This window comes from Azotobacter tropicalis, from assembly GCF_059739045.1.
The window spans coordinates 2880839-2895069 of record NZ_AP046059.1 but is presented as its reverse complement, the minus strand read 5'-3'; the positions used below and the strand labels follow the sequence as shown (position 1 = coordinate 2895069).

At 65.6% G+C, this 14231-nt stretch carries 10 protein-coding genes; all 10 read right to left on the bottom strand.

Annotated features, from left to right (window positions below; translation table 11 throughout):
• Window positions 1-3 precede the first annotated feature (3 nt).
• Window positions 4-2733, bottom strand: coding sequence for a putative virulence factor (locus Atro_RS13800; RefSeq protein WP_497923127.1), 2730 nt, complete (start codon window positions 2731-2733; stop codon window positions 4-6).
• A 790-nt stretch (window positions 2734-3523) separates the two neighbouring features.
• On the bottom strand, window positions 3524-6502 hold the full coding sequence (locus tag Atro_RS13795) for a virulence factor SrfB (RefSeq protein WP_497923125.1): 2979 nt from the start codon (window positions 6500-6502) through the stop codon (window positions 3524-3526).
• Window positions 6503-6518: 16 nt separating this feature from the next.
• Window positions 6519-7982 carry an SrfA family protein gene (locus Atro_RS13790; protein ID WP_497923123.1) on the bottom strand — a complete coding sequence of 488 codons (1464 nt, stop codon included), beginning with the start codon at window positions 7980-7982 and terminating at the stop codon, window positions 6519-6521.
• 505 nt (window positions 7983-8487) lie between these two features.
• Complete coding sequence (locus tag Atro_RS13785; RefSeq protein WP_497923121.1) at window positions 8488-8916, bottom strand: F0F1 ATP synthase subunit epsilon; 429 nt, start codon at window positions 8914-8916, stop codon at window positions 8488-8490.
• Between the two features lie 78 nt (window positions 8917-8994).
• On the bottom strand, window positions 8995-10371 hold the full coding sequence (gene atpD, locus Atro_RS13780; protein ID WP_497923119.1) for a F0F1 ATP synthase subunit beta: 1377 nt from the start codon (window positions 10369-10371) through the stop codon (window positions 8995-8997).
• Between the two features lie 31 nt (window positions 10372-10402).
• Window positions 10403-11266, bottom strand: coding sequence for a F0F1 ATP synthase subunit gamma (atpG, locus tag Atro_RS13775; protein WP_497923117.1), 864 nt, complete (start codon window positions 11264-11266; stop codon window positions 10403-10405).
• Between the two features lie 50 nt (window positions 11267-11316).
• The gene (gene atpA, locus Atro_RS13770) at window positions 11317-12861 is read right to left on the bottom strand and encodes a F0F1 ATP synthase subunit alpha (RefSeq protein ID WP_497923115.1); all 1545 of its coding nucleotides are present in this window, start codon (window positions 12859-12861) and stop codon (window positions 11317-11319) included.
• A 15-nt stretch (window positions 12862-12876) separates the two neighbouring features.
• Window positions 12877-13413 carry a F0F1 ATP synthase subunit delta gene (locus Atro_RS13765; protein ID WP_497923113.1) on the bottom strand — a complete coding sequence of 179 codons (537 nt, stop codon included), beginning with the start codon at window positions 13411-13413 and terminating at the stop codon, window positions 12877-12879.
• A 12-nt stretch (window positions 13414-13425) separates the two neighbouring features.
• Entirely contained in the window at window positions 13426-13896 is a 471-nt protein-coding gene (locus Atro_RS13760; protein WP_497923111.1) for a F0F1 ATP synthase subunit B, read from the bottom strand.
• Window positions 13897-13989: 93 nt separating this feature from the next.
• Window positions 13990-14226, bottom strand: coding sequence for a F0F1 ATP synthase subunit C (gene atpE, locus Atro_RS13755; RefSeq protein ID WP_460428875.1), 237 nt, complete (start codon window positions 14224-14226; stop codon window positions 13990-13992).
• Window positions 14227-14231: the final 5 nt, after the last annotated feature.

Below are 14231 nucleotides of genomic sequence, written 5' to 3'. Positions count from 1 at the left end.
GCGTCAGTCTGCCCGTGCCGATTGGAAGGTGGCGAGGATCCGCCCCAGCGCTTCGTTCTGTTCCAGGGTGATTTCCCGGCCGGCGCTGTGCCCGGCATTTTCCTCGGCGATCCGCGCCAGGGCCACCAGCCAGTCGCCGACGTAACGCCGGGTGTAGTCCTGGGGCTGCTCCGCCAGGCGCGGCAACTGGCCGTAGGCGATCGGCGCCGGCGGCTGGAACAGCCTGGCGCCGCGCTCGATGCGGCTGTCCGGACGCTGCTCGAGGGGCTGTTCGATGCAGCCCAGCCAGCCGATGAAGTCGCCGAGCACCGTCTTGGCGGTGAGCACCTGGCGGCCAGCGAGCTGCTCGCGCTTGGTGCCGACCTGCTCGGTACTGACGATGGCCTGCAGCAGGCGCTGTTCCAGGCCGAGCCGGCTGGCGCCGGTGACCAGCTCGTCGACCAGGGCCTCGACCGCCGGCTTGGCGAAGCCCAGGTAGGTCATCAGCCGCACGTCCTCGGGCAGGTGGCGCAGGTGGCCGATCCACTCGCGCAGCACCGCCTGGGCGAAGCGCGCATCGCTGCCGCGCGGCTGGCGCGCCGGCGGCGCCGCGCTGACGGCCGGCGGCTCGCTGTCGCCAAAGGGGTCGAAGGTGTCGTCGCGGTCCAGATCGAGGCCGAGGTTGAGCGCCCCGGCCGGCGGCGTACTGCCGGGCAGCCGGGGGCTGCCGGCCGGCGCCGGCGTGTCGTCCTCGTCGCCGGCGCGCAGGTAGAGCGCGCGCAGCAGGTCGTCGGGCAGCTGCATGCGCTGCAGCAGCTCGCCGAGCAGCAGGCGCCGCGGCCACAGGGCATCGGAGATCTGCCGGGCGATCCGCCGCTTGCGCTCCAGCTCGCCGGCGCCCTCGGCCTGGAACCAGTGGCCGAGGCGGTTTTCCAGCAGGTGCAGGACGGCGTCCAGCTGCTCGCGGATACGCCCCAGCTTGACCTCGCGCAGGGCGACCTGGCGCAGGTAGCGGCCGATCCGCCCCATGCCGCCGTCGTTCAGCGCCAGCATGGCGTCCCAGGCGTCTTCCGGAGCGTGGATATGGCGGTTGACCGTCTCGTCCTCGCAGAAGGTGCGGCGCATCAGCGCCAGCGGTTCGCGGGCGGCTTCGTGGATCGCCACCTCCTGGCCGTCCTCGAGGTCGAGGAAGGTCACCTTGAGGCGCGGCTTGCGCACCAGGAAGCTGTTGTCGAACGGCCGGCCGCCGGTCCAGTCCTGCAGCCAGGCGTACTGGCCGAAGCGCTCGAGCATGGTCATCTTCATCATGCCGCCGCTGCCCCAACCTAGGCGCAGGAGGTCCTCGCCCTTGTCCAGGTCGCTGCCGATGCGCATGTCGAACATGGTGATCGCCCACAACAGGCCCGGCTTGCGCCGCGCCCGCTCGGCCGGCGTCTCGCCCTGGGTGCGGTCGATCCAGCGGCTCAGCACCGGGCCGACGCTGGTGACGTCGGACTGCTTGTTGGACGGCGTGCAGACGATCAGCACGTTCATTTCCTGGCTGTCGGTGTAGCGCTCGAACAGGTAGGCGACCTTGCCGCGCAGGATGAGCTGCGCCACCGGGTTGCTGTCCTCGCTGTTCACCGCGCGGCGCACCTCGTCCAGCGACTCGACGCCGAGACGGCCGCGATAGCCGGGGAAGTCGAGCAGGTCGACCTCTTCGAACAGCGGCTCGCTGGTCGGCTCGACCAGCGGGAAGACCAGCTCGGCGGTGAGCGCCGCCAGCTGCGCCAGGCTCAGCTCGACCTCGCCGCGCAGCGCGCCGTCGCGCCAGGGCCGCACGGCGATGCGCCCGTCGCTGTCCTTGCCGAGGCGTTCGAGCATGTCCACGTTCATGATGCTGTCGGCCTGCGACAGGCCGCCCTGCGCCGTCGGCCGCACCAGCGCGCTCAGCGGCGCGAAGACCCGCTCGGCATGGCCCAGGCTGGCCAGGGCGCGGGCGAAGGCCAGGTAGGTTTCCGTCAGCTCGGGGATCTCGCCCCAGAAGATCGAGAACAGCCGGGCGCGGTCCTCCGCCGCCAGGTTCGGCGCCAGCGCGACCGCGGCCGGCCAGTAGTAGGCGGCCAGCGCGCCCAGCGAACCCGGAAAGCTGCCCTGCAGGTAGTCCCACAGGTCCACCACGGCGTCAGCGTCGACGCCCGGCACCGGGTACGGCTGGCGGCGGCGCTCCAGGTCGCGGAGCAGCTGGCGGATCGCCGCTTCGTCGAAGCGGTAGCGCACCTTCTCGGTGTTGAAGTCGTTGAAGAAGGAGTTGGCCAGGACCTTGGCCAGCTCGATCTCGGCGAACAGCTTGAGCTCCAGCGGGAATTCCGCCGGCCCCGAGCGGGCGGTGCGGCTGAAGCGCGTCACCAGACCGGTGGCCTCCTTGCCGCCGCCCGGCGGGTTGACGTGGGTGAGGAAGTCCAGGCGGTCGCCGCCCAGGTCGGTTTCCAGCTTGCCGTTGGCGCCGGCCGCCAGGGTGGAGATCAGGTAGGACTTGCCGGCCTGGGACAGGCCGAAGAAGCCCACGGTCATCGGCAGCGCGGAGACCGCGCCGAGGCGCCGCGCGGTGTTGCGCACGCGGCGCAGGCTGAGGATCAGGTCGTCCGCCTCGTTGTCCAGGCGCGGCGCGCTGCGGCGCACCTCGTCGATCCAGCGGATCGCCTCGCCCGCCCCGCCGTGGACGGCGGACCAGCGCTGGGACAGGCGTTCGGGGGATTGGTCAGGGTAGGTCATCGATCGGGGTTCCCTGTGGGGCGGGCGAGGCGTTGGTGGTCTGGGGCTTCGGTGCAAGACCGATACGCTTTCCGGGCCTGGAGCAGGGGTGTTCTGGGATGCTGGCGGGAAGGTTTGGTGTCAAACCGAGGCACTTTCCTCGGCTGATGCGACAGGTTTCGCCTTGCACGGCGAGTCACTTTTTCTTGCCTGGCCAAGAAAAAGTAACCCAAAAGAAGGCCACCCCCGTCGTCAGGCCCTGCGCTTCGCTCCGGGTTCCCGCCCTCCATCGCCGCTCCAGAGGCACGGCCCGAAGGGCCATCCATGGCCCACGGGCCTTTCGCCGCATCCCTGCGGCTCAACCCCTTGCACGGCGATTCCGTTCGGCCTGACGAAGGGGGAATGGGTGCACTCCTCACCTCCGCGAAAAGTAAAGCGAAGAGCGAAAAAGCCTTTTTCAGAATTGACCCCGTACCTGCAGGCAACTCCCCCGTCCCGTTCAGGAGGCCGAGCGCAGGCGTCGCGTAGAGGGACGAGCCGCATGGATGCGGCGAGAGCCGTAAAGGGGCATGGATGCCCCTTGTACGGCGGTCCTCGGAGCGGCGCCGGAGCGAGGGAACCCGGAGCGAAGCGCAGGGCCGGATGATCGGGCGTGCTTTCTCTTTGGTCACTTTCTCTTTGCACGAGCAAAGAGAAAGTGACTCGCCGTGCAGGGCGAAATCTGTAGGCCGGGCCGAGGAAAATGCCCGGCTTGGCACTAAGACCTCCTCGCCAGTCCCCATCAAACACCTTGCTGCTAGCACCCCACTGGTCATTTCCGAAACACACTCCCACTGTCGAGCCAGTACTGCGACTCGCCCAGCCCCGCATCGGGCAGGGTGTTGAGCTTCAGACGCACATGCGCACGGCTGACCGCACCGCTGTCCGACTCCACACCGAGCAGTTCGAAACGCTCGCTGCCCTCGGCCGGGTTGCGCGAGGACTTGATGCCCAGGCGCACCTTGAGCACCAGTCCCTTGGAGGCCATTTCCTCGCGCAGTTTCGGACTCTCGATACCGAGGATGTACAGCGGCGCGGCCGACCAGCGTTCGCAGGCCAGCTGGCGGAAACCCAGGCGCATGGTGCCGCGCATGTCGAAGGCGGTGTCCGGCAGGCGGTAATCGGGGTCGTCCAGATCGATGTCCCGATAGTAGACGTTGCTGTCCTTGAGGACGTTGTTGTTGTCGATCAGTCCCAAGTGCCGGAGCGTCGAGTAAGACTTGAAGGCCGCCACGCGGAAGTAGAAGTTCGGCAGGCGCAGGCTGCGGCTCAGCAGGCAGAGCATGGCGCCGACCGCCGCGGTGGTCTTCGGGTCCTCGATGCGGTCGAGCTTGTTGAACGGGTACCAGCCGCCGGTGCGGTACTGGTTGAGCGACAGGATGCGTCCCGGCGGCAGCGGCAAGAGTTCGCGGAACAGCGCCTGCACGCCGGGCAGGCAGGAGGGCCGGCCGGTGAGCAGGAGCACGTCGCAGGGATAGGCGTGCACCACCTCGCAGAGCGCCTGGATGGTCTTGCCGATGCTCATGCGGTCGCCGATGAAGGCTTCGTGGATGCGCCGCAGGCTGACGTCCAGCGGGGTGGCGAGGATGTCGAAGGGTGCGGCCTCGTTGCCCAGCTGGCGGCGCACGGCGCCGGCAACGTAGTCGAGCACGTCCTCGGTCGGACGCTCGCCGAGCAACTCGTCAAAGGTGGCGCTGACCCGGCTGCCCGGCTCCAGCGGATCGTACTGCTCGTAGGCCTTGAGCAGGCGCAGGCCGATGGGGCCGAACACCTGCAGGCTCAACTGCTGGCGCAGTACAGCCTCCTGCACGGCCAAGGGTTCGCTGCCGATCAGCCGCGACAGCAGCGCCTCGGGCACCGCGATGCCGGCGCGGGACAGCGCCTCGCGCAGCGCCGGCAGGACGAACTGGCGGATCACGTCGAGCAGGATGTCGTCGCCGGCGACCTTGAAGCCGTCGCGAAAGCGCTGTTCCGGGCTGATGTAGACGTTGCCGCCGACCCCGCCGTCGAGGCGGTATTCGGTGATCACCAGGTCCGTGGTGCCGCCGCCGATGTCGATCGAGGCGATGGTCAGGCGGTCCCGGTGCGGCTGGTCCGGCCGCGCCATGGCGGCGAAGAACTCCTCCGAGCGTCCGGCGAAGTTGTTCTGGGTCTCGTTGAACAGGTAGACCACCTGCCCGCAGGTGGCCTCGTCCCACTGCACGTGGACTTCGGGGAACCAGGGCCAGGCGCTCTCGCGGCTCTTCGGGTCCTTGAGGTCGACGGGGTCGTCCTCGGGATGCCAGCCGAGGCTCTTCCAGACCAGGCCGATGGCCTGCTCCATGCACTTGGCGAAGATCTCGCGCTCCGGCTTGGGCATCGACGGCGGCACGGTGAGGATGATCGAGCGCAGGTGGCGTGGCACCCGCGAGTGGCTCATGCGCAGGCGCTGCGAGGGGCTGTTGATCTGCATCAGCGCCTGGCCGAGGACCTCGGAGAGCATGAAGGTCATCAGCGAGCTGCGCGAATAGTGCGGATGGAACACCGGCATGCGCTCGTCGAAGGGCAGCGTGTAGAGCGCCTGGCCCTTCTCGTTGATCAGCCCGGCCACCGGCGCGGCGGTGGCGTGCGGCTCGCTCTCGGTGCGCAGCGCGGCGCAGTTGAAGCGCCAGCCCGGCTCGTAGCCGTCCTCGTCCCACAGGTAGCGCTTGGGACTCGACAGCCCGGTCGAGCCCTCGGTGCCGCGCCGGCGCCCGGCCAGGCGCCCGGCCTCGCGGCCGACGCGGGCGATGGTCGGCCAGAGGAAGGCCTCGCGGCGGCCGCTCTGCACCGAGAAGTGGTCCTTGCCGAACATCGCCTGGGCGAACTCGACGCGGCTCTCGAAGGGCTCCGGATAGACTTGCTCGGGGCGGGTCAGGTCGCGCAGCTCCAGCTCGTAGCGCTTGCTCAGGCCGTCGTTCTCCTGCGGATGATCCTCGATCAGGATGCCACAGGTGCGCGAGTTGCCGACGTCCAGCACCATGTCCACCGGGATCGCCTTGTGCACGTCGCTGTCGCGGTTGGACACCACCTTGAGCTCCGGCACCGGCAGGTGGCTGCCCAGCAGGTGCAGCAGGTTGAGGTAGTGGGCCTGGTGGTGAAGCTGCTCGCACTCGGCCTGGATGTCGTCGGGCTGCATGCGCAGCGGCGGCAGCCGCGCCTGCTCGCTGAACACCTCGCACAGCCAGCCGTCGATCCAGCCGAGGTCGAGGAACCAGCCCATCTCGTCGGCCCGGTGGGCCAGCGCGAAGCTGGCCCCGGCGCGGACGTCCTCGCGGGTCGGCGCCAGGTAGGTGGTGGCTTCGCGGCTGTCGAAGACCTTGGTATCGAAGGCGAAGGTGACGCGGTGGGTATTGCCGTCCGGGTCCTCGCCGTCGGCGAGTTCGACGATGCGCACCCGCGACCAGTTGCTCGGGCCGTCGTCGAAACGCCGCGGCGGGCTGCAGCGGAAGAACGGCAGGGGCAGCCAGATCCCCTTGAGCAGGCGCAGCGAATCCTCGGGCGCCACGCTGAAGGCCGGCGTCACCGCCCTGCCCGGCTCGCCCGGATGGTGAAAGGCGTTGCTGCGTGGATCGAACAGCAGGCGGACCAGAGGCCCGTCGCTGCGCGGCCGGACGAACTCGCCGGCCGGCTCGCGGCGCAGCTCCAGCTTGACGGCGAAATCCAGAAACTGGATGCCGCTGCCCATGATCAGGGTGATCCTGTCTTCGTAATCGGTCTTTTCCGGAAACATGCTGCCTGTGCTCGCCTCAGTTGCCGCCCTGGCGGATCGACATGGGGAATTCCTGGTCGCCGTAACGGCCGGTGCAGTCCGCCGCGCTGCGCGCATCCGGCTTGCAAGTCACCTCCGGCAGACGATAGCGGCTGCCGTCGCTGCAGTTGGCCTGTCCCTGGCTGGCAATCGCCAGGTTGCCGCCCTGCATCGAGGCGTTCACCGCGCCCGAGCATTGCACGCCGTCGTCACGGCGGATACTGACCCGCCCCTGGCCGTCCTTGAAGTCGTAGCCCAGTTGCAGCGGCTTGCCGGTCTTGGCGTCCTGGATGCCGGCGCCGGCCTGCCAGTTGCCGTTAAGGAAGCGGGTCGAACCGCTCTTCTGCGCCTCGGGCGGGATGCTCATGGGCTTGGCCGCCTCCGGTGCCTTGGCCGCATCTTCCGGCGCGGTCTTCGGTGCTTCGGCCGCCTTCTCCTCGTCGAGTTGCGGCGGAACCGGCGGCTTCTGTGCGTCTTCGGGCTTCGCTTCGGGTTCCGTTCCCGCCGCGGGCTCGACCGGGGCTCCATCCGCGGCGGGTTCTTCCGTAGCGGCTTCGTCGGCCGCCGGCTCATCGGCCGGCAGCTCGCTCGCGCCGGGCTCGCTCGACAAGGCCTCCTCGATCGGAACGTCCTCGACAGCCGTCTCCTTGCCCGGCACTTGCACGCCTTGCAAAGGCTCGGCCTCTCCCTCGACGACTCCGGCACGGCCGAGAGTCCTGTCCACCGTCACCACCTCTTCGCGCAAGCGGACATCCTCCGGAGGCGTTTCCTCGGCCGGTAGGCCGGGCAGGTCGACATGGGACAACTCGAACGGCAGTTCGACACTCGGCACGCAGGCGCGCATGACGAACAGCAGCAACAGCAGGAGCAGCGGCAGAAGCAGCAGCCACAGCCAGCGCCGCCAAGCGGGTCTTGCCGCGACCGCAGACGCCACAGGCGGCGGCAAGGCGGTGTCCGCCACCGCGGCCGAAGCCTGCCTGGCGGTCTGCAGGCAGGCCAGAGGGTCGGACAGCTGGCTGGCTTGTTGCTGGGTGAACCCCCAGAAGGTGATCACCGGTTTGCCGTCGACCAGATAGACGTGGTTGGCATCGGGGAAATGCAGGGCCTTTTCCAGCAGGCGGCCGAAGACCTGCTTTTCCCGGTTCTGCGCATCATTGCGCATGCTCTCGCCGGTGGCACGCAACTGGGCCTGCATCGCCTCGAGCCGGGCATGGGCCTGTTCGCGCTCTTCGGGGGTCGCCGCCGACCAGGGCACCACGTCGCCTTCGATCGGCGCGTACCAGTCGATGCGGTCGCCCGCCTCGTTGGTCTGCGGGATGGCCAGGCAGTCGGCCACCTCGCGGCGTACCTTCAGGCGGATGGCCTCACGCAGTTGCAGCGCCACGCCATGCACTGGCTGCCCGTCGACGCCGAGCGCCCTGAATTCCCGCAGCGTTCCGGTACGAAGCAATGCACCCGGCATCCTGGTTATCCTTTTTCCCGGCCGGTCACGGCCTTGCTGAATGATGTCGACGCTTTCGGCACAGGCAACCCCTCGGGCTTGCCCGTTTATCACTGCCCGCAGCCCGGTGGCGTTTTGGCCGGCCGATCGGCCATGCTTGCAGTATGGCGTTCGGGCAGAGAACGAGCCGCTGCGGGTCAGGAAGCCACGGCAGGCATGGTGTCCGGAAAGCGTGCGGCATCGCTCATTTTCGCCCGGTCGCCGCTTCGGAAGCAAACCCGCCCGGTCTGCCCCGCAACCTGCCGGACAATGGGTAGCGCTGAAGAACAACATGGAGAAGGCTGGCAGAAACGTCGGATCAGGCGCCTTTTCGGAGCAGTCCGTACGCTGCCTTGATGGAGAACGGTCCTGTCGAAGCGGAGGGAAGCCCTGGCAGCCGGGCAATGGCCATTCGGCCTGACTGGTCGGAAAAGAAAAAAGGGTAGCCAAAGCTACCCTTTCGTCGTCGAGCGAAGAAGCGTCGAACTCAGTGGCGGCCGTACTTCTTGCGCATCTCATTGATGGTGCGCAGTTGTGCGGCAGCTTCTGCCAGACGGGCAGCGGCGGAACTGTAGTCGAACTCCGCGCCCTTCTCGTTGAGCGCCTTCTCGGCAGCCTTGACGGCTTCCTGGGCGGCGACCTCGTCCAGATCCTTGGCGCGGGTCGCGGTATCGGCGAGGACCTTCACCATGCTCGGCTGCACTTCGAGGAAGCCGCCGGAGATGTAGAAGATTTCCTCTTCGCCACCCTGCTTGATCACACGCACCGGACCGGGCTTGAGATCGGTCAGCAGCGGCATGTGACCCGGAAGGATACCGACGTCGCCCATGTTGGCGTGGGCGATGACCATTTCCACCAGACCCGAGAACAGCTCTTCTTCCGCGCTGACGATGTCGCAATGGACTGACATAGCCATATTCATGCCTCGGTTAGCAGGCGGCGCCACCAAGGTGGCACCGCCTGGGTCGAGCGCCCGGCTAGCGGGCGCGCCAGGTTACAGTTTCTTGGCCTTCTCGATGGCTTCGTCGATGCCGCCAACCATGTAGAACGCCTGCTCCGGCAGATGGTCGTAGTCACCCTTGAGGATGCCGGCGAAGCCGCGGATGGTTTCCTTCAGCGGCACGTACTTGCCCGGAGAACCGGTGAACACCTCGGCCACGAAGAACGGCTGGGACAGGAAACGCTGGATCTTACGAGCGCGGGATACCAGCTGCTTGTCGGCTTCCGACAGCTCGTCCATACCGAGGATGGCGATGATGTCCTTCAGTTCCTTGTAGCGCTGCAGCACGTACTGCACGCCGCGGGCGGTGTCGTAGTGCTCCTGGCCGATCACCAGCGGATCCAGCTGGCGGGAGGTGGAGTCCAGCGGATCGACGGCTGGGTAGATACCCAGGGAGGCGATGTCGCGGGACAGTACCACGGTGGCATCCAGGTGGGCGAAGGTGGTCGCCGGGGACGGGTCGGTCAGGTCGTCCGCGGGAACGTACACAGCCTGTACGGAGGTGATGGAGCCAACCTTGGTGGAGGTGATGCGCTCTTGCAGAACGCCCATTTCCTCGGCGAGGGTCGGCTGGTAGCCCACGGCGGACGGCATACGACCCAGCAGTGCGGACACTTCGGTACCGGCCAGGGTGTAGCGGTAGATGTTGTCGACGAACAGCAGCACGTCGCGGCCTTCGTCGCGGAACTTCTCGGCCATGGTCAGACCGGTCAGGGCAACGCGCAGACGGTTGCCCGGCGGCTCGTTCATCTGGCCGTAAACCAGGGCTACCTTGTCGAGAACGTTGGAGTCCTTCATCTCGTGATAGAAGTCGTTGCCTTCACGAGTACGCTCACCCACGCCGGCGAACACGGAGTAACCGCTGTGCTCCATGGCGATGTTGCGGATCAGCTCCATCATGTTCACGGTCTTGCCCACGCCGGCGCCGCCGAACAGGCCGACCTTACCGCCCTTGGCGAACGGGCACACCAGGTCGATCACCTTGATGCCGGTTTCCAGCAGATCGTTGCCGCCAGCCTGCTCGGCATAGCTCGGAGCAGCGCGGTGAATAGCCCAACGCTCTTCCTCGCCGATGGGACCGGCTTCGTCGATCGGGTTGCCCAGCACGTCCATGATTCGGCCCAGAGTGGCGGTGCCGACCGGGACGGAAATGGCAGTACCGGTGTTGCTCACGTTCAGGCCACGCTTGAGGCCTTCGGTGGAACCCATGGCGATCGAACGAACGATGCCGTCGCCCAGCTGCTGCTGGACCTCCAGGGTGGTGGCCGCGCCTTCGACTTTCAGCGCGTCATAAACGTTCGGCACTTGATCGCGCGGGAATTCCACGTCGATAACGGCGCCGATGATTTGAACGATACGTCCGCTACTCATTACTTGGTTCCTCTAACCTTATGAACCGTTCTTAAACCGCGGCAGCGCCGCCGACGATTTCCGAAATTTCCTGGGTGATCGCCGCCTGACGGGCCTTGTTGTAGACCAGCTGCAGATCGCTGATCAGCTCGCCGGCGTTGTCGGTCGCGTTCTTCATCGCGATCATCCGCGCCGCCTGCTCGGCTGCGCCGTTCTCCACCACGGCCTGGTAGACCTGCGACTCGATGTAGCGAACCAGCAGAGCATCCAGCAACTGCTGGGCGTTGGGTTCGTACAGGTAGTCCCAGGACCCCTTCTGAACACCTTCGTCATCGCTGGCGGCCAGCGGCAGCAACTGCTCGACGACGGGCTTCTGGGTCATGGTGTTGATGAACTTGTTCGACGCCAGGTACAGACGGTCCACACGGCCTTCGTGGAAGGCATCCAGCATCACCTTGATGCTGCCGATCAGACTGTTGATCGAGGGCTCTTCACCCAGGTTGCCGATCGCCGCGACCACATTGCCGCCGTAGCTGCGGAAGAAACTGGCCCCTTTGTTGCCGATCACGCAGAAGTCGGCCTCGACACCCTTGTCGTGCCATTCCTTCATGTTCTTGATCAGGGCCTTGAACAGGTTGATGTTCAGGCCACCGCACAGACCGCGGTCGGTGGAGACAAGGATGTAACCGACGCGCTTGACCGGACGCTCGACCATGAACGGGTGCTTGTATTCCGGGTTGGCCTTGGCCAGATGGCCGATGACCTGACGGATCCGCTCCGCATAGGGACGGCTGGCAGCCATGCGCATCTGGGCCTTGCGCATCTTGCTGACCGCCACCTTTTCCATGGCGCTGGTGATCTTCTGCGTGCTCTTGATGCTCGCAATCTTGCTGCGAATCTCTTTTGCGCCTGCCATTTGACACCTTTCGGGTTAGCAGGCGGGAGCCTTGCGGCTCCCGCTGCGGCTTACCAGGACTGGGTGGCCTTGAACTTCTCGATGCCGGCCTTGATGCCTGCGTCGATTTCGTCGTTGAAGTCACCCTTCTCGTTGATCTTCGCCAGCAGATCTGCTTTCTCACGCTGGAAGTAACCGATCAACGCCTGCTCGAAGGCGCCAATTTTGGCCACGGCGACGTCCTGCAGAAAACCGCGCTCGGCGGCATACAGGGAAACGGCCATCTCGGCGATGGACATCGGCGCATACTGCTTCTGCTTCATCAGCTCGGTCACGCGCTGACCGTGCTCGAGCTGCTTACGGGTAGCTTCGTCGAGGTCCGAGGCGAACTGGGCGAAGGCCGCCAGTTCACGGTACTGGGCCAGAGCGGTACGGATACCGCCGGACAGCTTCTTGATGATCTTGGTCTGGGCCGCACCACCGACGCGGGATACCGAGATACCGGCGTTGACGGCCGGACGGATACCCGAGTTGAACATGGAGGATTCCAGGAAGATCTGACCGTCGGTGATGGAGATCACGTTGGTCGGAACGAAGGCGGACACGTCACCAGCCTGGGTTTCGATGATCGGCAGCGCGGTCAGCGAACCGGTCTGGCCTTTCACGGCGCCCTTGGTGAACTGCTCCACGTACTCTTCGGAAACGCGAGAGGCGCGCTCCAGCAGACGGCTGTGGAGATAGAACACGTCGCCCGGGTAAGCTTCGCGGCCCGGCGGACGACGCAGCAGCAGGGAGATCTGACGATAGGCGACGGCCTGCTTGGACAGGTCATCATAGACGATCAGCGCGTCTTCACCGCGGTCACGGAAGTACTCGCCCATGGTGCAGCCGGCGTAGGGAGCCAGATACTGCAGGGCAGCGGATTCGGAAGCGGAAGCAGCTACCACGATGGTGTTGGCCAGCGCACCGTGCTCTTCCAGCTTGCGTACCACGTTGGCGATGGTCGACTGCTTCTGACCGATAGCCACATAGACGCACTTAATGCCGCTGTTCTTCTGGTTGATGATGGCGTCGATAGCCAGCGCGGTCTTGCCGATCTGGCGGTCACCGATGATCAGCTCGCGCTGGCCACGGCCGACCGGAATCATGGCATCGACCGACTTGTAGCCAGTCTGCACCGGCTGGTCGACCGACTTACGCCAGATCACGCCCGGTGCCACTTTCTCGACCGCATCGGTGAGCTTGGCGCCGATCGGACCCTTGCCGTCGATCGGATTGCCCAGCGCGTCCACGACGCGGCCCAGCAGTTCCGGACCGACCGGGACTTCCAGGATGCGGCCGGTGCACTTGGCGCTCATGCCTTCGGTCAGGCCCAGGTAGTTACCCAGTACCACTGCACCGACGGAATCTTGCTCCAGGTTCAGCGCCATGCCATAAATGCCGCCGGGGAACTCGATCATCTCGCCGTACATGACGTCGGCCAGACCATAGATGCGAACGATACCGTCAGATACGCTGACGACGGTGCCCTCGTTGCGGGCTTGGGCAGTCACATCGGTATTCGCGATGCGCTGCTTGATGATTTCACTAATCTCAGCAGGATTCAGTTGCTGCATGCCATGACCCTCAAATCAGGATTTCAACGATTCGGCCAACTGGCTCAGTTTGCCGCGGACCGAACCGTCGACAACCACGTCGCCGGCGCGGATGACCAGGCCACCGATCAGAGCAGGATTCACTACCTGCCTGGGGTTGACGGAACGATCTAGCCGCTTCGACAGGGCGGCAGACAAGGTTTCGAGTTGCTCGGCGGAAAGCTCGTAAGCCGTCTCAAGTTCGACGTCGATCGTCTTTTCGGCTTCCGCCTTGTACGCATCGAACTGTTCGCGCACAGTCGGCAACACGGCCAGGCGATCGTGCTCGCCCATGTTGGCGATGAAGTTGCGGAACGCTTCATCGACGTCGGCGGCGAACAGACGCAGCACGGCCTCGACCTTGCTTTCGCGGGTCAGGCGCGGGTTGCGCAGCAGTTCGGCGACTTCGGGGGCTTCAACGATAGCGGCAGCCAGGCTCAACATACCCGACCAGGCGTCGCTGCTGCTGGCCGCGCTGGCATACTCGAAAGCGGCTTTTGCGTAAGGCCGAGCAAGCGTCTGGTTATTGATCATCGCTTGCCTCGCTTAGAGTTGGGAGGCCAGTTTTTCGACCAGCTTGTTGTGCGCCTTGGTGTCCACTTTGGACTCCAGGATTTTCTCCGCGCCCAGGATGGCCAGAGCCGCCACCTGAGTGCGCAGTTCGTCCCTGGCACGGTTCACTTCCTGCTCGATCTCGGCCTGGGCCCCGGCGATCAGTCGCTCGCTTTCGGCACGTGCCTGCTGCTTGGCGTCTTCCACGATCGCATTGGCCTGCTTATTAGCCTGCTCGATGATCTCGGCAGCCTGCTCGCGGGTTTCACGGAGAGTATTGGAAACCTTTTCCTGAGCCAGCTTCAGATCTTGCTGAGCACGGCCTGCAGCATCCAGACCCTCGGCGATTTTCTTCTGGCGTTCCTGCATGGCCTGGGTGAGTGGCGGCCAAACGTACTTCATGCAGAACCAGACGAAAATAGCGAAGGCGATCGTTTGACCAAATAGCGTCAAGTTCATGTTCACAGCGATTTACCTCGTGCTATCTCGTTCGGCGTGCTTGCCATTTCCTCAACGAAGGGGCTCGCCAAGCGAACCCCTTCTTGAACCGGGAAATGCTCAAGCAGCAGAGGGAGCGACAACGAAGATGAGGTACATCGCGATACCAACACCGATCATCGGCACGGCGTCGAGCAGGCCGGCCATCAGGAAGGTCTTGGTTTGCAGCTGAGGAGCCAGCTCGGGTTGACGAGCGGTGGATTCCAGCAGCTTGCCACCCAGCAGGGAGAAGCCAATACCGGTGCCCAGGGCACCCAGACCGATCATGATGGAGGCGGCGATGATGACAAGTTCCATGTAAA

Excerpts from the sequence above, each read along its gene's own strand:
- Atro_RS13785 (WP_497923121.1), bottom strand. The coding sequence starts at position 8,916 with ATGGCTATGTCAGTCCATTGCGACATCGTCAGCGCGGAAGAAGAGCTG.
- Atro_RS13765 (WP_497923113.1), bottom strand. The coding sequence starts at position 13,413 with ATGATCAATAACCAGACGCTTGCTCGGCCTTACGCAAAAGCCGCTTTC.
- Atro_RS13790 (WP_497923123.1), bottom strand. The coding sequence starts at position 7,982 with ATGCCGGGTGCATTGCTTCGTACCGGAACGCTGCGGGAATTCAGGGCG.
- atpA (WP_497923115.1), bottom strand. The coding sequence starts at position 12,861 with ATGCAGCAACTGAATCCTGCTGAGATTAGTGAAATCATCAAGCAGCGC.
- atpD (WP_497923119.1), bottom strand. The coding sequence starts at position 10,371 with ATGAGTAGCGGACGTATCGTTCAAATCATCGGCGCCGTTATCGACGTG.
- atpE (WP_460428875.1), bottom strand. The coding sequence starts at position 14,226 with ATGGAACTTGTCATCATCGCCGCCTCCATCATGATCGGTCTGGGTGCC.
- Atro_RS13800 (WP_497923127.1), bottom strand. The coding sequence starts at position 2,733 with ATGACCTACCCTGACCAATCCCCCGAACGCCTGTCCCAGCGCTGGTCC.
- Atro_RS13795 (WP_497923125.1), bottom strand. The coding sequence starts at position 6,502 with ATGTTTCCGGAAAAGACCGATTACGAAGACAGGATCACCCTGATCATG.
- atpG (WP_497923117.1), bottom strand. The coding sequence starts at position 11,266 with ATGGCAGGCGCAAAAGAGATTCGCAGCAAGATTGCGAGCATCAAGAGC.